This is a genomic window from Aeromicrobium sp. Leaf291, from assembly GCF_001423365.1.
GTDB lineage: Bacteria > Actinomycetota > Actinomycetes > Propionibacteriales > Nocardioidaceae > Aeromicrobium.
Map to the genome: position 1 here is coordinate 576536 of NZ_LMNM01000001.1, position 25325 is coordinate 601860.

General features: G+C 71.9%; 23 protein-coding genes. 15 read left to right on the forward strand and 8 right to left on the reverse strand.

All coding sequences use genetic code 11. The features are described from left to right. The first annotated feature begins 1 nt into the window (after position 1). Positions 2 to 838, forward strand: a complete 837-nt coding sequence (locus ASF35_RS02950; protein ID WP_055962539.1) for a rhomboid family intramembrane serine protease — start codon at positions 2 to 4, stop codon at positions 836 to 838. 66 nt (positions 839 to 904) lie between these two features. Here the strand turns inward: ASF35_RS02950 and ASF35_RS02955 are convergent, their stop codons facing one another. Beyond that, positions 905 to 4492, reverse strand: coding sequence for a hypothetical protein (locus ASF35_RS02955; RefSeq protein ID WP_156367935.1), 3588 nt, complete (start codon positions 4490 to 4492; stop codon positions 905 to 907). A gap of 362 nt (positions 4493 to 4854) precedes the next feature. Between ASF35_RS02955 and ASF35_RS02960 the strand changes: the two genes are divergently transcribed. From ASF35_RS02960 to ASF35_RS02975, 4 genes are all read left to right on the forward strand, one after another. After that, a complete protein-coding gene (locus tag ASF35_RS02960) occupies positions 4855 to 5676 on the forward strand; it encodes an SDR family NAD(P)-dependent oxidoreductase (RefSeq protein ID WP_055962547.1) in 822 nt (273 codons plus the stop codon). A gap of 1 nt (position 5677) precedes the next feature. Next, positions 5678 to 6436: an SDR family oxidoreductase gene (locus ASF35_RS02965; protein WP_082495340.1), complete on the forward strand. Its 759-nt coding sequence runs from the start codon at positions 5678 to 5680 to the stop codon at positions 6434 to 6436. A gap of 80 nt (positions 6437 to 6516) precedes the next feature. Continuing rightward, on the forward strand, positions 6517 to 7449 hold the full coding sequence (locus tag ASF35_RS02970; RefSeq protein WP_082495341.1) for an SPFH domain-containing protein: 933 nt from the start codon (positions 6517 to 6519) through the stop codon (positions 7447 to 7449). 58 nt (positions 7450 to 7507) lie between these two features. Beyond that, positions 7508 to 7708: a hypothetical protein gene (locus tag ASF35_RS02975; protein ID WP_055962552.1), complete on the forward strand. Its 201-nt coding sequence runs from the start codon at positions 7508 to 7510 to the stop codon at positions 7706 to 7708. Positions 7709 to 7726: 18 nt separating this feature from the next. Here ASF35_RS02975 and ASF35_RS02980 read toward each other — a convergent pair whose 3' ends face one another. Beyond that, positions 7727 to 8632, reverse strand: a complete 906-nt coding sequence (locus tag ASF35_RS02980) for an NAD-dependent epimerase/dehydratase family protein (protein ID WP_055962556.1) — start codon at positions 8630 to 8632, stop codon at positions 7727 to 7729. 129 nt (positions 8633 to 8761) lie between these two features. On the opposite strand from ASF35_RS02980, the gene ASF35_RS02985 reads away from it, so the two are divergent. Continuing rightward, the gene (locus tag ASF35_RS02985) at positions 8762 to 9448 is read left to right on the forward strand and encodes a TetR/AcrR family transcriptional regulator (protein ID WP_055962560.1); all 687 of its coding nucleotides are present in this window, start codon (positions 8762 to 8764) and stop codon (positions 9446 to 9448) included. Position 9449: 1 nt separating this feature from the next. On the opposite strand, the gene ASF35_RS17930 is transcribed toward ASF35_RS02985, so the two are convergent. Then, positions 9450 to 10571 carry a homoserine O-acetyltransferase gene (locus ASF35_RS17930; RefSeq protein WP_255354048.1) on the reverse strand — a complete coding sequence of 374 codons (1122 nt, stop codon included), beginning with the start codon at positions 10569 to 10571 and terminating at the stop codon, positions 9450 to 9452. After that, a complete protein-coding gene (locus ASF35_RS17935) occupies positions 10568 to 11857 on the reverse strand; it encodes a bifunctional o-acetylhomoserine/o-acetylserine sulfhydrylase (RefSeq protein ID WP_055962563.1) in 1290 nt (429 codons plus the stop codon). The genes ASF35_RS17930 and ASF35_RS17935 overlap by 4 nt, the downstream gene beginning before the upstream one ends. 106 nt (positions 11858 to 11963) lie before the next feature. On the opposite strand from ASF35_RS17935, the gene ASF35_RS03000 reads away from it, so the two are divergent. Next, positions 11964 to 12398, forward strand: a complete 435-nt coding sequence (locus ASF35_RS03000) for a GNAT family N-acetyltransferase (RefSeq protein WP_055962566.1) — start codon at positions 11964 to 11966, stop codon at positions 12396 to 12398. A 144-nt stretch (positions 12399 to 12542) separates the two neighbouring features. Here ASF35_RS03000 and ASF35_RS03005 read toward each other — a convergent pair whose 3' ends face one another. Both ASF35_RS03005 and ASF35_RS03010 read right to left on the reverse strand, forming a co-directional pair. Then, a complete protein-coding gene (locus ASF35_RS03005) occupies positions 12543 to 12851 on the reverse strand; it encodes a hypothetical protein (protein ID WP_055962569.1) in 309 nt (102 codons plus the stop codon). Positions 12852 to 12935: 84 nt separating this feature from the next. Further along, a complete protein-coding gene (locus tag ASF35_RS03010) occupies positions 12936 to 14255 on the reverse strand; it encodes an ATP-dependent 6-phosphofructokinase (RefSeq protein WP_055962572.1) in 1320 nt (439 codons plus the stop codon). A 186-nt stretch (positions 14256 to 14441) separates the two neighbouring features. On the opposite strand from ASF35_RS03010, the gene ASF35_RS03015 reads away from it, so the two are divergent. The 3 genes from ASF35_RS03015 (at position 14442) to ASF35_RS03025 (ending at position 16905) form a co-directional block, all read left to right on the forward strand. Further along, positions 14442 to 15098, forward strand: a complete 657-nt coding sequence (locus ASF35_RS03015) for an SIMPL domain-containing protein (RefSeq protein WP_055962575.1) — start codon at positions 14442 to 14444, stop codon at positions 15096 to 15098. Positions 15099 to 15204: 106 nt separating this feature from the next. Continuing rightward, positions 15205 to 16488: an alpha/beta hydrolase gene (locus ASF35_RS03020; RefSeq protein WP_055962578.1), complete on the forward strand. Its 1284-nt coding sequence runs from the start codon at positions 15205 to 15207 to the stop codon at positions 16486 to 16488. Positions 16489 to 16527: 39 nt separating this feature from the next. Further along, the gene (locus ASF35_RS03025) at positions 16528 to 16905 is read left to right on the forward strand and encodes a hypothetical protein (protein ID WP_055962581.1); all 378 of its coding nucleotides are present in this window, start codon (positions 16528 to 16530) and stop codon (positions 16903 to 16905) included. A gap of 18 nt (positions 16906 to 16923) precedes the next feature. Here the strand turns inward: ASF35_RS03025 and ASF35_RS03030 are convergent, their stop codons facing one another. Both ASF35_RS03030 and ASF35_RS03035 read right to left on the reverse strand, forming a co-directional pair. Continuing rightward, the gene (locus ASF35_RS03030; RefSeq protein WP_055962584.1) at positions 16924 to 17328 is read right to left on the reverse strand and encodes a VOC family protein; all 405 of its coding nucleotides are present in this window, start codon (positions 17326 to 17328) and stop codon (positions 16924 to 16926) included. A 52-nt stretch (positions 17329 to 17380) separates the two neighbouring features. Then, positions 17381 to 19195, reverse strand: a complete 1815-nt coding sequence (locus tag ASF35_RS03035) for a DUF3352 domain-containing protein (protein ID WP_055962587.1) — start codon at positions 19193 to 19195, stop codon at positions 17381 to 17383. Positions 19196 to 19361: 166 nt separating this feature from the next. Here ASF35_RS03035 and ASF35_RS03040 point away from each other — a divergent pair, with 166 nt between their 5' ends. From ASF35_RS03040 to ASF35_RS03060, 5 genes are all read left to right on the forward strand, one after another. Beyond that, a complete protein-coding gene (locus ASF35_RS03040; RefSeq protein ID WP_235493072.1) occupies positions 19362 to 19958 on the forward strand; it encodes a TetR/AcrR family transcriptional regulator in 597 nt (198 codons plus the stop codon). A gap of 1 nt (position 19959) precedes the next feature. Then, a complete protein-coding gene (locus tag ASF35_RS03045; RefSeq protein ID WP_055962591.1) occupies positions 19960 to 20790 on the forward strand; it encodes a TIGR03084 family metal-binding protein in 831 nt (276 codons plus the stop codon). Continuing rightward, the gene (locus ASF35_RS03050) at positions 20787 to 22553 is read left to right on the forward strand and encodes an acyclic terpene utilization AtuA family protein (RefSeq protein WP_055962592.1); all 1767 of its coding nucleotides are present in this window, start codon (positions 20787 to 20789) and stop codon (positions 22551 to 22553) included. Before ASF35_RS03045 ends, ASF35_RS03050 begins: the two co-directional genes overlap by 4 nt. Further along, positions 22550 to 23704 (forward strand): acyl-CoA dehydrogenase family protein, encoded by a 1155-nt coding sequence (locus ASF35_RS03055; protein ID WP_082495342.1) that lies wholly within the window; start codon positions 22550 to 22552, stop codon positions 23702 to 23704. The genes ASF35_RS03050 and ASF35_RS03055 overlap by 4 nt, the downstream gene beginning before the upstream one ends. A gap of 64 nt (positions 23705 to 23768) precedes the next feature. Next, positions 23769 to 25304, forward strand: coding sequence for an acyl-CoA carboxylase subunit beta (locus ASF35_RS03060; protein ID WP_156368000.1), 1536 nt, complete (start codon positions 23769 to 23771; stop codon positions 25302 to 25304). Positions 25305 to 25325 lie beyond the last annotated feature (21 nt).

Below are 25325 nucleotides of genomic sequence, written 5' to 3' on the forward strand. Positions count from 1 at the left end.
CGTGGACGAACCGCGCGCCGACGGCGCGCAGCGGTGCTACCGGCATCCTGACCGCGAGGCGTACATCTCGTGCCAGCGGTGCGAGCGGCCGATCTGCCCCGACGACATGCGCGACGCGTCGGTCGGCTTCCAGTGCCCGGAGTGCGTGAACAAGGGCGCGAAGGCCGTCCGCGCTCCGCGCACGGTCGCCGGCGGCGCGGTGCAGACGCGCGAGGGAATCGTGTCGATGACGCTCATCGTCGTCAACGTCACCCTGTACGTGCTGCAGATGGCCACCGGTGACCTGCGCAGCGAGCTGTACCAGCAGGGCACCATGTGGCCGTTCGGCGTGGCCGAGGGGCAGTACTGGCGGCTCCTGACCTCGGCGTTCCTGCACCTGTCGGTGCTGCACATCGCCTTCAACATGTACGCGCTGTACCTGTTCGGGCCGTTCGTGGAGCGCGCCCTCGGCACGGTGCGGTTCATCGCCGCGTACGTGACGACGGCGGTCGTCTCGGGCGTGTTCGTCATGTGGCTGTCGAACCCGCTCGGCGGCACCGCCGGCGCCTCGGGAGCGGTCTTCGGCCTCTTTGGCATGGCCCTGGTGCTGCTGCTCAAGGCCCGTCAGGACGTGCGCGGCCTGCTGGTGCTGCTGGCGATCAACGGAGCGATCAGCTTCACGGGCAACATCAGCTGGCAGGGTCACCTGGGTGGGTTCGTGGCGGGCTGTCTGCTCGGTCTCGTCTTCGCGTACGCCCCGCGCGAGCGCCGCACCCTCGTGCAGGTCCTCGCGTTCACCGGGATCTGGGTGGCCGTGGTGGTCGCGGTCGCCCTGCGCACGGCGTCGCTCACGGCCTGAGCGCCCACACCACGACCGCGCCCCCTCACCGGTGCGGCGAGGGGGCGCGGTCGGTGCGGTGGTCGGTCAGCGCGGCGTGCGGTTCACGTTGCAGATCGCGTCACGCAGGTTGAGCGTGATCGGGATGCCGATCACCTCGACCCGGACCTGCAGCGCGGTGGCCGACACGCACCGGACGATGCCGGTGCCGCCCGTCGCCCGGACACCCGTCGTCTGGCCGAAGAGCTTCGTCGTCTCCAGGTCGGTCCTGGCGTCGACGGCCGAGAACCCGTTGCCCGGGGTGAAGGTCAGCCGTGCCGAGCCGAGCTCGGCCACGACGTTCCCGCCACGGATCGGGTGCTCGCACCCTGCGGTCCCGCACTCGCCGCCGAACGACGTCGTGTTCAGGTAGACCGGCCCTCCGTCGTCGGCGTCGAGGTCACCGGTCAGGTCGAGCCGCTGCAGCCGCAGGCCGTTGGCCGACAGCCCACCGGCGGAGTCGACCAGGTCGAGCGTCGTGTACTCGCTCGCGTCGAACTGCACCGACCCGATGCCCGGGTCGTCGATCCCGGCGCCGGGCAGGCAGGCCTCGTCCTCGGCCATGCAGACCCGCAGCCTCGCGGGCAGGGGTCCGGCGATGGAGCCGGAGAGCCCGCCGAGGTCGAAGGACAGACGGTTCGTGCTGGCGTCGGCCGCGTACTCGAGGCGGGTCGCCCCCTCGGCCTCCACCAGGCGCAGCGTCATGTTCGGCTGGAGGTGGTCGATCGTCGCCGTGACCGGGTCGCCCCCGTCGTCGAGCGAGATCTCGAAGACCCTCCCGGCGACGGTGTCGAGCAGGACGTCCGGCTGGTCGCCGAGCGACGCCCTGATCGCCCGCAGCCCGCTCACCCGGGCAGCGAGCCGGGTGTCGTCCTCACGCTGGCGCAGCGCCAGGCCGTCCTTGTCGGCCGGCAGCTCCAGCGGCGTGCCGGAGTGCGCGTCGACCTCGACGAGGCCCACCGCCTTGCCGCCGGTGTCGAAGCTGACGCCGTCGTCGCCGACCTCGACCGCGAGCAGCTCGGGCACGTCCGTCAGGCGCAGGTCCAGCTGGTCGGCGCCCAGGAGTCGACCGCTCTGGTCGGTGGCCTCCACGGTCACGGACTCGATGGGGTCCGAACCTCGGACCGAGACGCCGCCGTCGTCGGAGAGCCCGAGCGTCAACGTGCGTGGGGCGTCCTCGATCCGGGCGTCGAGCGTCAGCGTCTCCTGCGTCACCAGGGCGCGCAGCGGTGTCGGCGCGATGGTCAGGCCGAGGGAGATCGTCTCCTGCAGGTCGATCGTCATCCCCTCGAACCCCGGCAGGCGGACCGCGACGGAGTCGTGACCGCCCTCGTCCACGAGGCGCAGGTAGCTGGGGTCGTCGAGCGTGACGATCTCGCCGCCGCGGCTGTAGCCGGCTGCGAACCTCCCGATCGGGCCGCTCGCCTCGAGACCGCCGGCGCCGTCCGCACCGAGGGTGAAGTCGATCGACGTCGGCACCTCCTGCAGGCTGAGGCGGACGTCCTGGGCCGTGCGGCCCTTCGCCAGGGTCTGCGCCCGCAGCGTGACGTCGTCGAGCTCGACGTCGCTGGTGACGGAGGCCTTCAGCCCCGTCTCCTCGGTGCCGGTGAGACCGACACCGACCTCGCCGTCGACCGAGCGGAAGGTGCCGTCGACGACCATGACCTCGTCGCTGCCGGCGTCCTCGGTGAACTGGATCCCGATCTCCGTGGGCCGCTGGGTCGTGAACGTGCCGGCCACCTGCTGGGTGCCGCCGAGCGACAGTGCCAGGCGCGCCGCCTCGGGCGCGTGGTCGAAGCTGATGCCGAAGCGCTGCTCCCGGGGTGCGAGGTCCTGCGGCGCCTCGAGCGGGGCGTCGTCGAGCTCGACGTCGTCACCGGAGGCCACGGGCGTCTCGTCCGACGGCTCCGCCTGCTCGGGCACAATCGCACCGGTGACGGCCAGGGGCGCGGTGCCGCTCGAGGCGACCTCGAGCGCGGCGCCGCCCGGGGCCAGGACGACCGCGGCACGGAACTCGCGCGGGGCGTCGCTGGTCCGGGCGTCGAAGCCGAACCGGTAGCGGGTCGCGTCGCCGGGCAGTCCGACGACGGCCTGCAGGCTCAGGGGCAACGGCGTGCCCTCCGTGTCGGCGCGCAGCGTCGTGATGACCGGCGTGGTGCCCTCGAGAGTCACGCGGGCGAGCACGTCGGGCTTGCCGTCGCCGGTGACGTCGAGGTACTGCGGGACGCCGACGACGGCGGCGAACTCGCGGGCCCGCTGGGTGCCGTCGGGCTGGGCGAGCACGGCCCGCCAGCGGAATCGCGCCGCGTCGGCGAGGTCGGCCAGCGGGCTGCCGGCGGTGACGCCGTCGATCACGGCGTCGACCGTGTCGTCGAGCGGGTCACCGATCCGCCCGACCTCGTCCCCGAGGTCGCCCAGCTGCGCCGCGAGCTGCTCGAGCAGCGGGTCGACGGCTGCCCCGGAGTTCGGCAGGCTGCCGGTCAGCCCACCCACCGCGGTGCCGAGGTCGGCGACGACGCCGCCGAGCAGTCGGGTCAGACCGCCGATCAGACCGTGCTCCTTGGGTGCGGGCTCTGCGGCCGCATCGCCGACGTAGAGCTTGACGTCGTCGCGGGACGGGCCCCAGATCTCGGTTCCCGCGAAGACGGCAGCGACGGGCTCGACCCGGCTCTGTCCCTCGACGGTGACGGTGCGCTGGGCCACGCCCTCGGCGTCGGTGGTGGCGTCGGTGGTCTCGTCCCCGATCGACAGGGCGACGGGAAGGTCGGCCACGGGCTCGCCGGCACGGGCGCTGCCCGGGGTGACGTCGGTCAGGACCGCGGCGAGCGTCGCCTTCCTGCCGGGCTGCACGCGGGTGGTGCCGTCGTAGCGGAGCGCGGTGCTGCGACGGGCGACGGTCGTGCTGGTGGAGCCGTCGAGGCCGAGATAGGAGGCGTCGTCGGCCACCGAGGCAGAGACTTCGAGGGCGCCGCGCGGGAGGTCGGGCAGGTCCACGACCACGCTGCCGCGGCCCTGGGCGTCGGTCGTCACGGTCCGCTCGTCGTCGCCGACGGTCACCGTCACGGTGCGACCACCCAGCGCACGGTCGGTCACGCCGTTCGCCTGCACCGACGTCGTCACCGAGACGGCGAGGTCCTCGCCGCTCACCACGGACCCGGGAGCGCTCACCCGCACCGCGGCGCGGTTGCGCAGGGTGACCACGAGGTTGGAGGCCTGCACCTCGCTCTGGGCCGTGCAGCCCAGGTTCGCGAAGCCGGAACGTCGTGAGTCGCGGGTCCACGACTGCACCCGGTAGCTGCCGAGCGGCTGGCCGAGCGTGTCCCAAGTGCTGCTGAGCGCCCCGGACCCGTTCCGCGACGCCGTGTGCACCACCTGGCCGTCGGCCACCCGCGTGACGCTCAGCCGGGAGGAGCTGCGGTCCTGGGCGATGCAGTTGTTGTCGCCGCCCCGCGCCTCGTTCACCGCGACGATCCCCGAGATCTCCTGACCCGCGGTCAGGCCGGAGACGGCTGCCTGTGCACCCAGCGTCGGGAGGACTCCGGCCAGCACGACGGCACTCGCGCCGAGGACACCGAGGCGTTGCCGACGCGCCCCTCGAAGCGGGTCGCGGTGGCGGGGGGAGGGGCGATGGGGCATCGGACGACTCCTGTGCGGGACGTGAGAGGACTGTCAGATTCCTCCAACGTCGGCGAGGACCGGGAGTCACGGACCATTTCCGGGGGGCTCCGACGGCTCTGGTGGGCGCGTCGTCGAACCGCTAGGTTGTGCCCCCGACGAGACCTGCGTCACGTCATCCGGAACGCTGCGGCACGAATGACACGCGTGTAGTTCTCCCCAGGTTTGCCCACAGCTGTGAACAACATCGGTGTGATTCGTGCACAGGGCCGTCCACACCTGTGCACGAAGCCGCGGCACGCCCGTCGCCGGGTGGTCGTCGAGCCGGTCGAGGGCGACCCGCCGGGCTGTCCCTCGATTTCGGATACCGTTAGTATCTGACCATGACGAACTTCGCTCCGGGCACTCGTGTGCTCGTCACCGGTGCCGCCTCCGGTCTCGGCCTCGCCCTCGTGACCCAGCTGGCCGAACGTGGCTGCCGGGTGCTCGCGACCGACGTGCACGCCGACGTCCCGGCTCCCGTGCAGGCCCTCGCCGAGGCCGGACCCGGCACGGTGGAGTACCGCCGGCTCGATGTCACCTCCGACGTCGACTGGCAGACGGTCCGCGACCACGTCGTCGAGACCTGGGACGGCCTCGACGTGCTGTTCAACAACGCCGGCGTCGCCGCAGGTGGCCGCATCGAGCTGTCCGAGATGGACCAGTGGCAGTGGATCGTCGACATCAACCTGCTCGGCGTCGTGCGGGGCTGCCGCACCTTCGTGCCGGTCTTCAAGCAGCAGGGTGGAACCGCGACCATCGTCAACACCGCCTCGGCCGCCGGACTGATCCACCCGCCGCGCATGAGCGAGTACAACGCGGTCAAGGCGGGGGTCGTGGCCCTCAGCGAGACGCTGTTCCACGAGCTCAAGCCGTACGGCATCGCCGTGAGCGTCGTCTGCCCGACCTTCTTCAAGACCAACCTGACCGCCTCCATGCGCGGCAAGGACGAGTCGGCGCAGGCCTCTGCGGCCAAGCTGATCGACGGCTCGAAGCGCACCGCGGCCGACATCGCCACGGTCGTCCTGGCCGACGTGGAGAAGGGTCGCCACATCGTGCTGACCGACCGGGAGGGCAGGATCGCGTACACCGCGAAGTGCTTCCTGCGCCCGCTGTACTACCGCGAGATGGCCAAGGCGGCCACCCGCATGGCTCGGAAGGACTGACGTGCGCACCAACGTCCTCATCACGGGGGCCAGCTCGGGCCTCGGCGCCGAGATGGCCCGCCAGCTCGCCGCCCAGGGCCACCACCTCGCCCTGACCGCGCGCCGCGTGGACCGCCTCGAGGCCCTCGCCGCCGAGATCACTGCGGCGCACCCGAAGGTGCAGGTGGTCGTGCACGCGCTCGACGTGAACGACCACGACCAGGTCTTCGCCGTCTTCAAGGCCGCCATCGGCGACCTGGGCGGGCTCGACCGCGTGATCGTCAACGCGGGCCTCGGCAAGGGCGGACGCATCGGCACCGGGATGTTCGCGGCCAACAAGGAGACCGCCGAGACGAACTTCATCGCCGCGATGGCCCAGTGCGAGGCCGCGATGGAGCACTTCTACGAGCGCAAGGCCGGCCACCTGGTGGTCATCTCGTCGATGTCGGCCATGCGCGGCATGCCGTCGTCGATGACCTCCTACGCCGCCACGAAGGCCGGCATCGCGCACCTGGCCGAGGGGATCCGCATGGACCTCGTCGGGCGCAAGGGTGTCGACATCGCCGTGACCACGCTCTTCCCCGGCTACATCGCCTCGGAGATGAACGAGCAGGTCGAGCAGGAGCAGAGGCTCATGGTCGACACCGAGACGGGCGTGCGCTCGATGGTCAAGGCCATCCAGAAGGAGGTCGACACCGCGGCCACGCCGGGCTGGCCCTGGGCGGCGGTCGGCCAGGTCATGAAGCACGCTCCGCGCGGGATCGTGCGCAAGCTGGTCTGACGGGGTTGGGGCCACGGCCGATAATGTGATATCACCTTCATAGCACTCCGGACGACCCGGGGAGCTGGGAGGAGAGCATCATGAGCGCACCCGTCGTCCCCGAGCCCGCCTCGGCCGTCGAGACGCCGCTGGCCGACGAGAAGCCGACCATCGCCGAGCGCGAGGCCTGGAGCACCGGAGGAGCCACGATCGCCATCGCGTCGATCGTCGGGTTCCTCGCCGGCGTCGGCCTGGTGGTGCTCGCAGCGGTGCAGGAGTCCATCCCGCTGATCGTGGTCGGCGTGCTGCTCGCCCTCGTCGCGTTCGCGGCGTCCTGCGGGCTCACGCTCGTGGCGCCCAACGAGGCGCGCGTGCTGCAGATCCTCGGCGGCTCCTACACCGGCACCGTCCGCACGGAGGGCCTGCGCTGGGTGAACCCGCTGACCGGCCGGACCAAGATCTCCACCCGCATCCGCAACCACGAGACCGGCACGGCCAAGGTGAACGACGCCGACGGCAACCCGATCGAGATCTCGGCGATCGTCGTGTGGCGGGTCGAGGACACCGCGCGCGCCAGCTTCGAGGTCGACGACTTCGTGGAGTTCGTGGCCATCCAGACCGAGGCGGCCGTGCGCCACATCGCCGGCAGCTACCCCTACGACACCGCCGGTCGACTGTCGCTGCGCGAGAACGCCGACGAGATCACCGGCCGGCTGTCCGAGGAGGTCGACGAGCGGGTCCGCTCCGCCGGCGTCCGGATCGTGGAGTCGCGGATCAACCGTCTGTCCTACGCCCCCGAGATCGCCCAGGCGATGCTGCGTCGTCAGCAGGCCGGCGCCATCGTGGCCGCGCGACAGGAGATCGTCGAGGGTGCCGTGGGCATGGTCGAGTCCGCGCTGGAGCGGCTCGAGTCCAAGGACTTCGTGCAGCTCGACGAGGAGCGCAAGGCCGCGATGGTGAGCAACCTGCTCGTCGTGCTGTGCGGCGACCGCGACGCCCAGCCGGTGGTCAACACCGGTTCGTTGTACTCCTGAGAGGGTGACCTCGACCATGTCCGCGACCCTGTGAGCCCGACACCGTGAACCCGTCCCGATGAGCACCGAGCGCAAGAAGCTGCTGCTGCGGCTGGACCCGCAGGTCCACGACGCCCTCGCCCGCTGGGCGTCGGACGACCTGCGGAGCACGAATGCGCAGATCGAGTACCTGCTGCGCGGGGCGCTGAAGGACGCCGGGCGGATGCCGAAGGGTGCCGCGGCCCCGCGCCGTCCCGGCCGTCCGCCGAAGGACGACTGACGTCCTTCCGATACGGGGTCACGGCACAGCGACGGACGCGCCCACGGCGGCCTCGAGGGGAGTCGCGGCGATGCCGAGCCGCTCGACGCTCGCCTGCTCGTCGACGAGCAGCGGCTCGGTGAAGAGGTAGGACATCGCGGCCATGGCCCGCATGTCCGCGCTGACCGGGGCGAGCGACCTCAGCACCCAGGCGGGTACAGGACGCACGCGGGCCGACGTGTGCCCGGCCGCCACGGCGTACGCCGTGGCCAGCTCGCGCTGGGTGGCGTGGACGACGGGGGCGAGGACGATCCGGTCGGGCGTGGCCGGCAGCTCGGCGGCGGCGATCATCGCCGACGCCAGGTCGGGCAGGTAGGTCCACGCGTGGGGGAGGTCGACGCGACCGAGCGGGCGGACCGTGCGTCCTTCCGCCGCCGGCCTCCTCATGCGGTCGCCGCCGTGCGCCATGGACGCCCCCGGACCGTAGAAGTCCGACGCCACCACGCTCGTGGTCCGCGCCGAGGACGCTGCTCGACGCGCGAGCAGCTCGGCACGGATGCGTCCCATCGAGGATCGGGGAGCGACGCGGGGATCGTCGCCGAGGACGGTCGACGTGTTGAAGGCGTACACGCTCTCCGGATAGACGACGTGCACGTCGTGCCGCGCCGCTGCCGCGAGGACCCCGGCCTCCAGGGGGTACAGCTCGCGCTCCCACACGTCGGGCCGGTAGGCCGAGGCGTGCAGGCACAGGTGCACGACGTCGACGTCGGCGAACGCGCGGTCGAGGTCCGCGGGATCGGTGGCGTCGAGCCGGACGCGCTCGACGAGCGGGTGCTCGGGGCCGGAGCCGGAACGGGTGCCGACACGGACGGACTCGCCGCGACGGGCGAGCTGAAGAGCGACGTGGGGGCCGACCTGGCCGGCTCCGATGACGAGGGTGCGCATGATGTCTCCTGGTTGTCCGAAACGAGAGCAGTGCTCTCTGTTGTGTTCAGAGTGCGCCTCGCGCGCCGGGATGTCAAGAGCACTGCTCGCGTTGTCGACATAGCGCTGCTGACGCCCTAGGGTGAGTGGGTGCCCACTCCCCGCGAGCTCGCCCGCGAGCAGACCCTGCGCGACATCGTCCGGATCGGCCGCGAGCAGCTCGCGCACGTCACCCCGGCCGAGCTCTCGCTGCGGGCCGTTGCCCGCGAGCTCGGCATGGTGTCGTCGGCGGTCTACCGCTACGTGAAGGACCGCGACGCGCTGCTCACGCTGCTCATCGTCGACGCCTACGACGAGCTCGGGTCCGAGGTGGAGGACGCGGTCTCCGCGGCCGCGCGCCGCACCGGGACCGGTCAGCTGCAGGCGGCGGCCCAGGCCATGCGCACCTGGGGTCGGCGTGAGCCCTCCCGCTTCGCGCTGCTCTACGGCACGCCGGTCCCCGGCTACGCGGCCCCGGCGACCGTCACGAACGAGCCGGGCACCCGCGTCGTGGTCGCCCTGGCGGGCGTCCTCGAGCGGGCGCACCTCGCCGGACGACTTCGTGAGGTTCCGGGACCGTTGCCGCGATCGGTCCGCACCGACCTGGAGTCGATCAGGGCCGAGTACGGGCTGACGCTGCCCGCGACCAACCTGGCGCGGGGGATGGGCCTGTGGTCAGCCGTCGTCGGAGCCGTGGCGTTCGACGTCTTCGGCCAGTACGGCCCCGACACCCTCACCGACACCGCCGCCTTCCTCGACGTCCACGTGGCGGCGCTCGCCGAGACCGTCGGCCTCTAGCTCAGTCGGCGAGGAGGGCTGCGGCGAGGGCGCCGACCTGGTCGAACTCCACCAGGAAGCCGTCATGTCCGTGCAGCGACGTGACGACGTCGAGTCCGTCGGCACCGGGGATCAGGTCGGCCAGCTCCTGCTGCTGGTGGATCGGGTACAGCCGGTCGGTGTCGATGCCGGCCACCACGGTGCGGGTGGTGATGCGCGCGAGAGCGGCCGCCACCCCACCACGGTCACGGCCGACGTCGTGGCTGTCCATCGCGCGGGTGAGCACCAGGTAGGAGTTGGCGTCGAAGCGACGGACGAGCTTGACGCCGTGGTGCTCCAGGTAGGAGGCGACGGCGAACCGGCCGTCGTCCTGGACCGTCCGTCCGAACCGCTCCTGCAGCTCGGCCTCGCTGCGGTAGGCGACGTGGGCGATGCGGCGGGCCACGTCGAGGCCGGCGGTCGGACCCAGGGGAGCGCCGTAGTAGTCGCCGTCGTGGAAGTGCGCGTCGGCGGTGATGGCTGCCTGCTGCGTCGACGACAGGGCGATCTGCTCCGCCGACGCCTGGGCCGACGTGGCCAGCAGGAACAGCCGTTCCACGCGGTCCGGATGCGTGACGGCCCACTCCAGGGCTCGCATGCCCCCGGCGGAGCCGCCGATGACCGCGTACCAGCGATCGATGCCGAGCCGGTCGGCGAACGCGACCTCGGCCGCCACCTGGTCGCGGACGGTGAGGTCGGGAAAGCTTCCGCCCCACGGCTCGCCGTCGGCGGACGACGTCGAGGACGGGCCGGTCGACCCTTGGCAGCCGCCGAGGATGTTCGCGGCCACCACGTAGTACCGGTCGGTGTCGATCGGGCGGCCGGGGCCCACGAGCGTGTCCCACCAGCCCGGGCTCGCGTGCCCGTCGCCGACCGGACCGACCACGTGGCTGTCGCCGGTCAGGGCGTGCAGCACCAGCACGGCGTTGTCGCCCGTGAACGTGCCCCAGGACTCGTACGCCAGCCGCACGTCGGGGAGCACGGCGCCCGACTCGAGCGTCACGTCGCCGACGTCGACGAACTGTCGGGAACCGACAGGATCTCCCTCACGCCACGCGCCGGTGACGGAAGGGAGATCCTGGTCGGTCAGGTGAGGTGAGGTCACTTGGCCGCGCGCAGTCCCGCCTCGAGGTCGGCGAGGATGTCGTCGATCCCCTCGATGCCGACGGCCAGACGCACCAGGCCCGGGGTGACGCCGGTGGCCGCGTGCTCCTCCGGGGTGCCCTGCGAGTGCGTGGTGCTGGCCGGGTGGATGGCGAGCGAGCGGACGTCGCCGATGTTCGCCACGTGGCTGAACAGCTCGAGCGAGTCGATGAACCGGCGACCGGCGTCCACGCCGCCCGGCAGCTCGAACGTCAGCACCGCGCCGGAGCCGCGGGGCGTGTACTTGTCGGCCAGCTCCTTGTAGGGGTTGCCGTCGAGCGAGGCCCAGGTGACCTTCGAGACGTCCTCGCGGGCGGTCAGCCACTCGGCGACCTTGCGGGTGTTCTCGATGTGGCGCTCCATCCGCAGGCTCAGGGTCTCGAGGCCCTGGGCGATGAGGAAGGCGTTGAACGGCGAGAGGGCAGGGCCGACGTTGCGCAGGTACTGCACGCGCAGCTTGGCGATGTAGGCCGCCGGCCCGAGGGCCTCGGCGAACACGAGCCCGTGGTAGCTGGGATCGGCGGTCGTGAAGCCGGGGAACTTGTCGCCGTGGGCGGCGTAGTCGAACGTGCCGCCGTCGATGACGACGCCGGCGATCGTGGTGCCGTGGCCGCCGATGTACTTGGTGGCCGAGTGCACGACCGTGTCGACGCCGTGCTTCAGCGGGTTGAGCAGGAACGGCGTGGCCACGGTGTTGTCGACGATGAACGGGACGCCGACCTCCTTGGCGACCGCGCTGATCGCCTCGAGGTCGAGGATGTCGCCCTTCGGGTTGCCGATGGTCTCGCCGAAGAACGCCTTGGTGTTCTCCTGCGCGGCGGCCCGCCATGCGGCGGGGTCGTTGTTGTCCTCGACGAAGGTCACCTGGATGCCGAGCTTCGGGAAGGTGTGGCGCAGCAGCGAGTCGGTTCCGCCGTAGAGGCTGGCGGAGGCCACGATGTGGTCACCGGCCTCGGCCACGTTGGTGAGGGCGCCGGTGGTGGCGGCCTGGCCCGAGGCGAACAGCAGGGCGCCGACGCCGCCCTCCAGGGCCGCGAGACGCTCCTCGACGACGCCCTGGGTGGGGTTCATGATGCGCGTGTAGATGTTGCCCGGCTCGGCCAGCGCGAACAGGTCGGCGGCGTGCTGGGTGTCGCGGAACTGGTACGACGTCGTCTGGTAGATCGGCAGGGCCCGCGCACCGGTGGTGGGGTCGGGCGTCTGGCCTGCGTGGATCTGCTTGGTCTCGAACGACCACTGATCGCTCATGGGATCTCCTGAGGTGGGGCGCGGGGTGTCGATGGACCTCCACGGTGACAGGTCCTCCAAGGGATGAGAAGAGGTCTCACCATCCGGACCGTGCGACGATCGGGGCATGGAGCTGCGCCCCGCCGTCCCCGGCGACGAGGGTCTGCTGGCCTCGGTCGAGCAGGCGGCGAACACCGACGCCCTGGCCCACGTGTTCGACGGCCCGTACCCGTGGACCGAAGTGCGCGACCGCTGGGTCGAGGTGCTCACCGACCCTGCCGTGCGCGCATGGCTCGTGGTGGTCGACCAGGTGGCGGTGGGCTACCTGGCGCACGACGCGACCACGCTGCGCCACATCGGCGTCGTGGCCCGCCACCGCGGCACCGGCCTGGCCGCCGAGGTGCTCGCGTCGGTGCCGGAGTCGGTGGACCGGCTCTGGGTCCTGGAGGCCAACACCCGAGCCCGCCGCTTCTACGAGCGGCACGGCTGGCGCCCCGACGGCCGCTCGCAGCCCTGCGAGTTCGAGCCGTTCCCCGTCGAGGTCGGGTACGCACGAGGCTAGGCACCGTCGTCCGAGGAGGGACCTCGCCGCGACCCCAGCGCTGCACGAGCGCAGCCAGCACGACGTCGCGCCCCGAGCCCAGCGCCGTGGCCTCGAGGACCTCGGGCGGAAGCTTCTGGACCGGCCCACCCCGGGCGCCCGACGTCAGTAGACCTTGATGTCAGCCTTCAAGAGGCGGTCGTTCCCGAAGCAGCCCGTGAGCGAGGTCTGGCCCACCCCGGCGATCCTGGACTCCTTGTAGGCGATGACTCCCGTGTTGGTCCGGCACACCGCGAGTGCCTTGTGCCTGTTGGACGGGCAGACGCCCTGGACCGTCGTGGATGTGCCACTGGGTGTGAGCGTGACCTTGCAGCCCGCGGGCCACGCGGCCGCTGACGCCGGACCGCTGAACGAACCCAGTGCGGGAAGGCTCAGCACGCTCACCGCAAACGCTGTCAACCATCGCTTCTTCATGGCAATGCCCCCATGTCTCGCCTCACGCGTGTCACGTGACGTCGATCAACGGTAGGTGACTCGGGCGCTGCGGGCCATGAGCAGTCAGCGCATGTCGAAGGGCTGGGCGGTGGACTCGAGCACGCTCAGCCACAGGTCGCCGTCGGGCGAGACGTGGTGGGGGCGGTGCGTCACGTAGGGGATGGGCACGTGCACGAACCGGTGCCGACGTCGCCCGACGACCATGTCGGTGCGACCGGCCATCGCCGCGTGCACGGCGGTCTGCGCCAGGCGCGAGCAGTACACGGAGTCGGCCGGCTCGGCCGGGACCGAGCGGATGAAGTAGCCGGGGTCGAAGTAGCGGAACAGCACCTCGGCGCCCCGCGAGGAGAAGTCGTCGGTGATCCGCTCGCGCAGCAGACGACCGATGTCGGCCAGGCGGGCGTTGCCCGAGGCGTCGGTCTCGTCGTGGCTGGGCAGGTGCTCCTGGCCGGCACCCTCGGCCACCACCAGCACGGCGTGCCCCTGGGCCTGCACCTTGCGTCGCACGTGCTCGAGCAGCCCGTTCTCACCCTCGAGCTCGAACGGCACCTCGGGGATGAGGACGAAGTCGGCGTCGTGGCCGGCGAGCGCCGAGTAGCAGGCGATGAAGCCGGCGTGGCGCCCCATCACCTTCACCAGGCCGACGCCGTTGAGCGAGGCCTCGGCCTCGATCTTGGCGGCCTTGATCGACTGCGCGGCCCGCGAGTAGGCGGTCTGGAAGCCGAAGCTCTGGCCGATGTGCGGGATGTCGTTGTCGATCGTCTTGGGGACCCCGACGACCGCGATCTGCGCGCCGCGCGCGAGGGCCTCCTCGGCGATGCGGTGGGCGCCGCGCATCGAGCCGTCGCCCCCGATGACGAACAGGATGTCGATGTCGCGCAGCTGGAGCGTGTCGACGACGGTCTTCACGTCCTGCGCGCCGCGCGACGAGCCGAGCACCGTGCCCCCACGCTCGTGGATGTTGGCGACGAACCCGGGGGTCAGCTGCACCGGCTCGAGCAGGTTCTCGGGCACGAGGCCGGCGTAGCCGTTGCGGAAGCCGATCACGTCGTTGACGCCGTAGTGCTCGTGCAGCTCCATGACGAGGGCCCGGATCACGTCGTTGAGCCCTGGGCACAGGCCACCGCAGGTGACGATGCCGACCCGCACGGTGGCGGGGTCGAAGAAGAGCTTGTCCCGGGGGCCGCCGGTCTCGAAGGAGGGCAGCTCCTCGAGCGGGAGGCCGCGTTGCTGGATCAGCGAGATGGTGTCGTCGAAGAGGATCCGGTCGTCCTCGCCCACGTAGTACTCGTTGGTCGCGCGCCCACCCACGTACTGGGCGAGGGGAGAAGGAACGGTGGTCGGGCCGAGGGTTCGGACCTGCAGCTCGGCGAGGGTCACCATGGCTCCATCCTAGGGTGAGGGAACCCTCGGGTTCGCCAGCGCGGCCCCCGTGAGGACGGGCCGATCGCCCTGCGCGACGCGGCCCGCGTCAGAGTTCCAGTGGTCGTGCCTCTTCCGAAGGAGAAGGCCGCCGTCCGGTCTCGGCGAAAGGACGCGCAGGCACCACCAGAACGGCACGATGGGGGGATGGGTGTGCAGATCACGGTCCGAGGCTCCGCCGAGGGGCGATTCCCGGCCGAGCGCGCCCTCGTGCGGCTCGAGGTCGTGGTCGAGGGCGCCGAGCGTCAGGACGTGCGCGACCGCGCCGTGGCGCTGCAGGAGCCGTTGCGCTCCCAGCTCGCCGAGCTCGTGAGCCTCGGTGCCGTGCGGACGTGGTCGAGCGACCAGGTGCGGGTGTTCAGCCGGCACCCGTGGGTCGACGACCGTCGCTCCGACGACCTGGTGCACAGCGCCCAGGTGCAGGTGCTCGCCGAGTTCGTCGACTTCGAGCGGCTCAGCGGCTTCGTCGACCACTGGTCGGGCCAGGCCGGGGTCGAGGTCCAGGGCCTCGAGTGGGACCTCGGGGTCAAGAGCCGACGGGTCCACGAGGCCGAGGTGCGCAAGGCGGCGGTCGACGACGCCGTCACCAAGGCCCAGTCCTACGCCGACGCAGTGAGACGGGGCCGGGTGACCGCGCTCGAGCTGGCCGACCCCGGCATGCTCGACCGGCCCGGTGATCCCGGGCACGGCGAGCCCCGTGCCTTCGCCCTGGCCTCGGCCGACGCAGGCGGTGCCACCCTCGACCTCGTGCCGGCCGACATCGTGATCCGCGTGGAGGTCGACGCCCGCTTCCAGGCGGAGTGATCTCCCCGCTCGGCTCGGCGTGCACCTACGCTGACCTGCGCAAACATCCCGTCCGGGTGTGACGGGGCTCCTGGCCCCGAAGCCATACCGGGAGTACGGTGGAGGCATGTCCCTGCGTTCGTTGGCACGTCGCCTGCGCGACCTGCTCCTGCCCGGCGGCTCGTCGTCGACCGCTGACGAGACCACCCGGACCCGTCCGCTGCCACCGGTCGTGGCGGTCGCCGAACGAGCGAGGAACGTGCTTCCGCTCGGCTCCCGTCCCATGCGCGTGGTCTACGACGAGGCCGTGGTGCACGAGTCGGTCAGCCTCAAGAGCCGGTTCCTGGGCCGCACCGCACGGCTCGTCTTCAAGCCGCTCCTGCGGCTGGCACCGCTCAACGACCGCACCCTCACCACCCTGCGCTCCCTCGACCGGCTGTCGGCCCGCGGCCCGCGCTCGCGCTACGTGGAGCCGGTCTCGTTCGAGCTGGGTGGCGTGCACGTGGAGTCCATGACGCACCGCTACGGGCCCGAGAGCGAGATGACCGTGCTCTACCTGCACGGCGGCGGGTTCTTCTCGTGCGGGATCGAGACCCACCGACGGATCTGCGAGCGGCTCGCGCTCTACACCGGCGCCACGGTGATCTCCGTCGAGTACGTGCAGCTGCCCGAGGGGTCGGTGGCCGACTCGGTGAACGACGCCATCACCGCCTACGAGGCGCTCGTGGAGATGAGCGACCGCCCCGACAAGATCGTCGTCGCGGGCGACTCCGCCGGCGGCTACCTGACCATGAAGATCGCCGAGCTGGCCCACCGCCGCGGTCTGCCGGCTCCCGCGGCGCTGCTCACCTTCTCGCCGCTGCTGAGCCTCGACCCCGACCGCATCGACAAGGAGGGCGTCGCCCGGGTCTCGCGCGTGCGCGACGCCTACCTGCCGGTCGGGCGCGTGGCGCTCATCCGCAAGCGTTGGGTCCCCGAGGGCGCGGTCATCGAGGGCGAGGTGTCGCCGCTCGACGCCGTCGAGCACATCAGCTCGCCGAGCTTCTTCGTGGCCGTCGAGGACGAGATGCTGCGGCCCGAGGTGGAGGCCATGGCGCTCATGCTCGCCGAGCGCGGCGTCGAGGTCGAGACGCACCTGTGGCGCGGCCAGGTGCACGCGTTCCCGGTCCTGGCGGACACCCTGCCGGAGAGCCGGCAGGCCCTGCGGCTCGCCGCCGACTTCGCCCGGCGCGCGGTCGGGGAGGCCTCGACCACCGAGCACGAGGCCGATCCGACCCAGCACGACGACCCGCAGCACGAGGAGTCCATCTCCGGCGAGGTCGTCGAGGAGCAGTCGGCACCGCAGGACGACGTGATCGAGGGTGAGCTCGTGGGGGAGGGTCGGCGTCGCTGGTTCTTCCAGGCCGGCTGACGGGTCGTCGTGGGGCACCACGTCTGGGACGATGGCGCCGTGAGACCCCGATGGCTGCAGGCGCCGATCATGCTGCTGCCGCTCGTGTCGCTGGCGCGGGGCATCGACCTGCTGAGCCTCGTGGTGCTGCTGGCCGCGGCGGCCTATCTCGGCACCCGCCGGCAGGCGTCGTGGACCGACGCGGTGGGCCGCGCGATCGACCTCTCCCTGGCGGGGCTCGTGGTCGTGGCGCTGGTCGTCCTGACGATCAACGTGCTGCCACGCGACCTCCACGAGGCCGTCACGGTGACGTTGACGGGGGCGTGGGCCGCGACGGTGGTGGTGTGCGCGGGTCTCGCCCTCACCACGGCGGACCGTCCGCGCTGGACCCCGCTCCTGCACCGCGTGACGGTGCTGCGGGACCGACCGGGCGCCTAGGGCACACGTCGACGGAGTTCAGTCGACGTCGCGCGCGGCGTTCTCCGCCTCCGAGCGCAGGATGCAGAACTCGTTGCCCTCCGGGTCGGCCAGCACCACCCAGCCCGTCCCGGGGCCGTACTTGCCCCGCAGGTCGGCGACCTGGGTCGCGCCGATCGACACCAGCCGGGCCACCTCGTCGGCCTGCGTGCCCGAGCGCGGTCGCAGGTCGAGGTGGATCCGGTTCTTCACGGTCTTGGCCTCGGGCACCTCGATGAACAGCAGGTGGTGGCCTGATCCCGGGTCGAGGATCATGCACTCCTCGTGGCCGGGCTCGTTGGGGTCGCCCTCGACGTCGACGTAGGCGAGGACCTGCTTCCAGAACTCGCTGAGCGCATAGGCGTCGGCGCAGTCGACGGAGGTGTGGGAGACGAACGACGTCATGTCGTCAGCCTCGCCGCACCCCCGTCTCCTGTCCAGCCCGTGCGTGCCGGTGCTACTTCTTCTCGGTGAACGCGACGGCGAGCGAGAAGCCGCGGTACCCGTCGTCGGGGCGCGTGCCGCTGATGCCGACCGCCTCGATGTTGCGCAGGCCCGTGAACACCTCGTCCTCGGCCAGGTCGGGCTCGGCGTTCTCGACGGTGTCGAGGATGGTGCTCACGTCGACGAACAGGCCGCCGCCCTTCGCGTCCTCGTCGATGACCGAGGAGAACCGGTCGGAGCCGCCGAGGCCACCGTCCTTCACGAGCGACTCGGCGACCTCGGGCGACGTGGCCAGCGAGACCGCGTCGTCGCCGTCGGCCGTGGCGATCTCGACGCCGGCCAGCTTCTGGACGGTCGCCACGAGGCGCCCGGCCAGGTCGGAGGCCTTGGCCTCGTCGCCCTCCATGACCAGCCCGGTGCTCACCTCGGACGGGTCGGACGGACCCTGGGCGCTCGCGAGGGTCTCCAGACCCTCGGACCCGACGTACACGGTGAACGCGTCACCGAGCAGGGTCACGAGGTCCTCGGGCAGCGTCACGTCGAGCGTCTGCTCGATCTCGGCCAGCGTGTCCTCGACGTCGGGGGCCTGCGAGCCTCCGAGGCCGCCGCCGGACGACTGCTGCTCGAGCTGGTCGAGGTACTCCTGCTGGTAGCCCTCGGGGTCGGCCGCATAGGCGTCCGCGTCGAACTCCACCGGCGGTCCGACCGGTCCGGCGGCGGCACCGCCGGACAGGCCGGGCACGAAGCCGAGCGCCGGGCCGAGCTCGAGCAGGTCCTGCACGCCCGACTTCAGCTCGTCCCAGTTCTCCTCCACGGCCTTGCCGCCGCCGGGGACGGTCAGACCCACCACGGTGTCCTCGGGCAGGGCGCCCAGACCGCGGATCTCGGGGACCTCGCTCGGCTCGTCGCCCTGTCGGGCGACGGCGTCGAAGTGCAGCGAGGTGGACGACGCGCTCAGCGCGAACGCCACGCTGCTCACCTCGTCGGTGATCTGGTCGAGCTCGGCCGCGTCGCCGCCGAGCTCCTCGTCGATGCCCGCCTTCTTCGCGGCCTCGACACCACTCTTCACGTCGACCCAGCCGGACATCACGCCCTGTTCGTCGAGCGCGTCCTGCGCGGCGGTGAACTGCTCGACGTCGGCGAGCGGCTTCTTCTCCGCGGCCTTCACGGCGGCGGTGGCGCTCTTCTGGGAGGGCGTGACGATCGCGTAGCCGTCGAGGAAGCCGATGCCGTAATCCTCGTCGTTGCACGCGAAGAGCTTGGCGATGCCCTTCTTCGCAGCGTCCTCGTCGCTGACCTGCACGGCGATGCGGATGACCTCCTCCTCGTCCTCGAAGTTGGAGCCGATGCCGAGGCCGATGCGCTCACCGAGCCACGGCTCGACGTCGCGGTCGTAGTCGACGTCCTTGCAGTCGCCGAGCGCGTCCTCGAGCACCAGCTTGCGCAGGTCGTCGTCCTCGTCCTCGATGCCCAGCTCCTTCGACAGGTCCGGCACGCGCTTGGCCAGGCGGAAGAGGTCCACCTTCTGGCTGGCGGACGGGTCGAGGTCGAGCCGCACGTAGGCGACGGTGTCGGCGGGCAGCACGTCGTGGGGCTGGGTGCCGCCGCCGGAGAGCTGCGTGAAGGCGTAGGCGCCGCCACCGATCGCGGCCACGGCCAGGGCACCGGCGATGCCGAACCCGATCTTCTTGCCGGCGCCGCCGGACCCGGCTGCCGCGCCCTCGGTCCCGGTCGCCGCGGGCTGCACGACGGTGGCGTCGGCGGCACCGTCCCCAGGCGGTGTGGGCTGCGCCGTGGGCTGGGGGCTGGTGGGGGTGTCGTCGCTCATGGGGGTCCTCCAGGGGGATGTGTGCCGTCGAAGGCTATCGACGGCGCGCCGCCCGGGTCCTGGGCCCTTGGACCTGTTCCTGGGCGTGCGTCCCAGGACTGCGTCACACCCGAGGAACTAACAAACAGACTTGACTGTTTGTTGTGGTGCGGCGCAGGATGTCCTGGTGACCACGACCCGCACCCCGCAGGCCGAGCGGACCGCCGCCATGCGGCTTCGGCTCATGGAGGCCACGGTCGACTCGCTCGTGGAGCTCGGCTGGGCCGGCACCTCGACGACGGTCGTCTCCCAGCGCGCCGGGGTGAGCCGGGGTGCGCAGCTGCACCACTTCCCGAGCAAGCAGGCCCTCGTGGTCGGCGCCGTGGAGCACCTGACCGAGCGCCGCCGGCATGCCATGGCCGACGCGGTGCGTGCCCTGCCCGACGTCGGCCGCACCCGGGCCGTGCTCGACGTGCTGGCCGAGCAGTTCACGTCGCCGGTGTTCTTCGCCGCGCTCGAGCTGTGGGTGGCCGCCCGTACCGACGCCGAGCTGCGCGGAGCCGTCGGCCCGCTGGAGCGTCGCGTCGGCCGCGAGACCCACGCCTACGCCGTCGACCTGCTCGGCGTCGACGAGGACCGCGGCAGCAACCGGGCCCTCGTCCAGGCCACGCTCGACCTGCTGCGCGGCCTCGGCCTCGCCGGGACCCTCACCGACGACAGCCGACGTCGAGCCGCCGTGCTCGACGCCTGGGCCGTCACCCTCGACGCCGGACTGGAGCGCTGACATGCCGCCGACCGAACCCGACGACCGGCTCGCCGCCGTCCTGACCGACCTCGCGGCCGAGAGCGACCAGCTCGACGGCTGGGTCGCCGACCTGCCGGTCCAGGAGTGGGGCGCCGTCACCACGCCCGAGGGATGGACGGTGGCGCACCAGGTGGGACACCTGGCCTGGACGGACCAGGCCTCGCTCGCGGCCCTCACCGACCCCGAGGCCTTCGGTGCGGGGATGAAGGCCGCGGCCGAGAGCCCCAGCGGCTTCGTCGACGACGGCGCGAACAGCTGGGCCGCCAAGCCCGTCCCGACGCTGGTCGACGAGTGGCGCGACGGTCGGCGCCGTCTGGCCGAGGCGCTGCGCGCCGTGCCCGCCGGCGAGAAGGTGCCGTGGTTCGGCCCGCCCATGAGCCCCACGTCGATGGCCACGGCTCGCGTGATGGAGACGTGGGCCCACGCGCACGACGTGGCCGAGGCGCTCGGCGTCGACGTCCCGCGCACCGACCGCGTGCGTCACGTGTGCCACATCGGCGTGCGCACCCGCGGCTTCGCCCACCTGATGCGGGGCGAGGATCTGCCGACGTCGGACGTGCGGGTGGAGCTCGTCGCGCCAGGCGGCGACACCTGGACCTGGGGTCCCGAGGACGCGGAGCAGCGGGTGACCGGCGACGCGTGGGACTTCGCGCTGCTCGCCACCCGTCGTCGGCACCGTGACGACGTGGACGTGCGCGCCGAGGGTGCGGACGCCGATCACTGGCTCGACATCGTGCAGGCGTTCGCCGGGCTGCCCGGCAACGACCCCCGACCCCTGGCCGAGCGGGGCACCGACGGCGGGGACGCATGACCCTCGACCGGCCGGCCCGGATCGGCAACTGCTCCGGCTACTACGGCGACCGGCTGTCGGCCTTCCGCGAGATGCTCGAGGGAGGCGACCTGGACTACCTCACCGGCGACTACCTGGCCGAGCTGACGATGCTGATCCTCGGCAAGGACCAGATGAAGGACCCGTCCACCGGGTACGCCAAGACCTTCGTGCGCCAGCTCGAGGACGGTCTCGCGCTCGCGCTCGAGAAGGGCGTCAAGGTCGTCACGAACGCGGGCGGGCTCAACCCGGCCGGGCTCGCCGAGCGGATCCGCGAGATCGCGACGGCCCAGGGGCTCGACGCGCGCGTGGCCCACGTGGAGGGCGACGACCTCAAGGCCCGCGCGGCCGAGCTGGACCTGCCCGGTGACGCGCTCACCGTCAACGCCTACCTCGGTGCGTTCGGCATCGCCGCCGCGCTCGAGGCCGGTGCCGACGTCGTGGTCACCGGTCGCGTCACCGACGCCTCGGTGGTGATGGGCCCGGCGATCCACGCCCACGGGTGGGGCCGCGACGACCTCGACGCCCTCGCGGGCGCGCTCGTGGCGGGTCACGTCATCGAGTGCGGCACGCAGGCCACGGGTGGCAACTTCAGCGGGTTCCGCAGCCTCGACACGTCCGCGCCGCTGGGGTTCCCGATCGCCGAGGTCGCCGCCGACGGCAGCAGCGTCGTCACCAAGCACGCCGGCGTCGAGGGGCGGGGGGTCGAGGGGCGCGAGGTCGGTGGTGCGGTCACCGTCGACACCGTCACCGCCCAGCTGGTCTACGAGATCCAGGGCCCGGCGTACCTCAACCCCGACGTCGTCGCGCACCTCGACACCGTCGAGCTGACGCAGGACGGCCCCGACCGCGTGCGCATCGCGGGCGTGCGCGGCACGCCCCCGCCGGCCACCACCAAGGTCTGCCTCAACCTGATCGGTGGCTTCCGCAACAGCGTGGAGCTGCTGCTCACCGGGCTCGACATCGAGGCGAAGGCCGCCTGGGTGCGCCGCCAGGTCACCGACGCGCTGCAGTCCGACCCGCCCGACGCGCTGGTGTGGACGCTCGACCGCACCGACGTGTTCGACCCGCCCACCCAGGCCGCCGCCACCTCGTTGCTGCGCTGCGTGGCCAAGAGCACCCGGCCCGAGCCGGTGGGTCGCACGTTCAGCGACGCGTTCGTGAACGTGGCCCTGGCGTCGTACCCCGGCTTCACCCTGACCGCCCCGCCCGGCCGCGGCGCGCCCTTCGGCGTCTACCGCCCGGCCTACGTGCCGCAGTCCGAGGTGCCGCACGTGGTCGTGCACCCCGACGGAAGGCGTGAGGAGATCGCCCCGCCGACCGGCACGGCCGATCCCGAGCAGGGCTCGTCCACCCGACCCGCTCCGGCGCCCGACCTCGGCGACACCCGCGCCGTCCCGCTCGGCGAGCTCGTGCACGCGCGCTCGGGCGACAAGGGTGGCGACGCGAACGTCGGGCTCTGGGTCCCGGCGGAGCACCCCCGACGTGACGACGCCGTGGCGTGGCTGCTCGGCGTCGTGAACCCCGGCTGGGTCCAGGCGATGCTGCCCGAGGCCGCCGACCTCGACGTCGACGTGCACCCGCTGCCGAACCTCGGCGGCGTGAACATCGTGATCCACGGGCTGCTGGGGGAGGGCGTGTCGTCGTCGACCCGGCTCGACCCCCAGGCGAAGGCCCTCGGCGAGTGGCTGCGCGCCCGCGTGACCGCCGTCCCCCTGACCCTCCTCGAAGGAGCCCGACCATGACGGACCTGTGGACGACCCCCGAGCGCCAGGCGCTGCGCACGGCCGTCGAGCAGTTCACCCGGCGCGAGATCGTGCCGCACCTGCCCCAGTGGGAGGACGACGGGCAGCTCCCGCGCGAGCTGCACGCCGCCACCGCGAAGGCCGGGTTCCTCGCGGTCGGCTACGCCGAGGAGGTCGGTGGCGCGGGCGGCGACTCGCTCGACGCGTGCGTCATCACCGAGGCCATGCTGGCCGCGGGCGGCTCGACCGGTCTGCAGGCCAGCCTGTTCACCCACTCCATCGCGGTGCCGCACATCATCGACGCCGGTGACCCGGCGCTGATCGACGCCTACGTCCGGCCGACGCTGGCCGGCGAGAAGATCGGCTCGCTCGGGGTGACCGAGCCGAGCGGCGGGTCCGACGTCGCGAACATCCGCACCCGCGCCGTGCGCGACGGCGACCACTACGTCGTCAACGGCGCCAAGACGTTCATCACGTCGGGCGTCCGGGCGGACTTCGTCACCACCGCGGTCCGCACCGGTGGTGAGGGGCACGCCGGGATCTCGCTGCTCGTCATCGACAAGGACACGCCCGGCTTCACCGTGAGCAAGAGCCTGCGGAAGATGGGCTGGCACTGCTCCGACACCGCCGAGCTGGCCTTCGAGGACGTGCGCGTCCCCGTCGAGAACCTGGTCGGCGAGGAGAACGGCGGCTTCTACCTCGTCATGCAGCAGTTCGTGGGCGAGCGGCTCGGGCTGGCCGTGCAGGCGTACGGCACGGCGCAGCGCGCGCTCGACCTCGCCGTGGCGTACGCCCGCGAGCGCGACACGTTCGGCAAGCCGCTCATCGCCCGGCAGGTGATCCGCCACAAGCTCGTCGAGATGCACGCCCGCACCGCGGCCGCGCGCGCCCTCACCCGGCAGGCGCTCGAGCGCTCGCTCGAGACGCCGAAGACCGACCCGTCGCTCATCCTCGACGCCGTCACCGCCAAGAACGTCTCGGTGGCCGCCGTCGAGCACGTGGTGCACGAGGCCGTGCAGATCTTCGGCGGCATGGGCTACATGCGTGAGTCCGAGATCGACCGCCACTACCGCGACGCCCGCATCCTCGGCATCGGCGGCGGCGCCACCGAGGTCATGAAGGACCTGTCCGCGAAGCTCCTGGGCTACTGAGAGGCCTGCTGTGAAGACCACGATCGACCCGACGACGGCGACGTTCGCCGACAACCGCGCCCAGATGCTGGAGCGTGTCGCCGACCTGGGCGAGCAGCACGCCAAGGCGCTCGCCGGCGGCGGGGAGAAGTACGTCGAGCGCCACCACACCCGTGGCAAGCTCACCGCCCGCGAGCGGATCGAGCTGTTGCTCGACGCCGACACCCCGTTCCTCGAGCTCGGCGCCCTCGCCGGCTGGGGCACCGACTTCACCGTCGGCGGCTCGATCGTCACCGGCATCGGCGTCGTCGAGGGCGTCGAGTGCATGATCGTCGCCAACGACCCGACCGTGAAGGGCGGCTCGTCGAACCCGGTCACCGTCAAGAAGGGGTTCCGCGCGGCGCAGGTCGCCGAGGAGAACGGGCTCCCGACGATCAACCTGGTCGAGTCCGGCGGCGCCGACCTGCCGACGCAGAAGGACATCTTCATCCCCGGCGGCGCGAGCTTCCGCAACATCACCCGCGCCAGCGAGGACCGACGGCCCACCGTGGCCCTCGTGTTCGGCAACTCCACCGCCGGTGGCGCCTACATCCCCGGCATGAGCGACTACGTGGTCATGGTCGACGGTGGAGCGAAGGTGTTCCTCGGCGGTCCGCCGCTGGTGAAGATGGCCACGGGCGAGGAGTCCGACGACGAGTCGCTCGGCGGCGCCTCGATGCACGCGAAGACGTCGGGGCTGGCCGACTACCTGGCCGTCGACGAGCACGACGCGATCCGCCTCGGCCGCCAGATCGTGCGGCGGCTCAACTGGCGCAAGAAGGGCTCGGCCCCCCGCACCGACTACGCCGAGCCCGTGCTCGACGCCGAGGAGCTGCTGGGAATCGTGCCGACCGACCTCAAGGTCCCGTTCGACCCGCGCGAGGTCATCGCCCGGCTCGTCGACGGAAGCGAGTTCGACGAGTTCAAGCCGCTGTACGGCTCGAGCCTGGTCACCGGGTACGCACAGCTGCACGGCTACCCGATCGGCATCCTGGCCAACGCCCAGGGCGTGCTCTTCAGCGCCGAGGCGCAGAAGGCCGCGCAGTTCATCCAGCTGGCGAACCAGACCGACACGCCGCTGCTCTTCCTGCACAACACCACCGGGTACATGGTGGGCGCGGAGTACGAGCAGGGCGGCATCATCAAGCACGGCGCCCAGATGATCAACGCCGTCTCCAACTCCAAGGTCCCGCACCTGTCGGTCGTCATGGGCGCCTCGTACGGCGCCGGCCACTACGGCATGAGCGGCCGCGCCTACGACCCGCGGTTCATGTTCAGCTGGGTCGGTGCGAAGTCGGCCGTCATGGGTCCGGCGCAGCTGGCCGGCGTCATGGAGATCGTGGCGCGCCAGTCGGCCGAGTCCAAGGGTCAGGTGTTCGACGCCGAGGGGTTCCAGGGCGTCAAGGACTACGTCGAGCAGCAGATCGAGGAGCAGTCCCTCGCCTACTTCACGTCGGGCATGGGCTACGACGACGGCGTGATCGATCCCCGCGACACCCGCGCGATCCTCGGCATCTGCCTCTCCGCGATCCACACCGCACCCGTCGAGGGCGCCCGCGGCTACGGGGTGTTCAGGCTTTGAGCACGAGCGAGCAGCACAGGA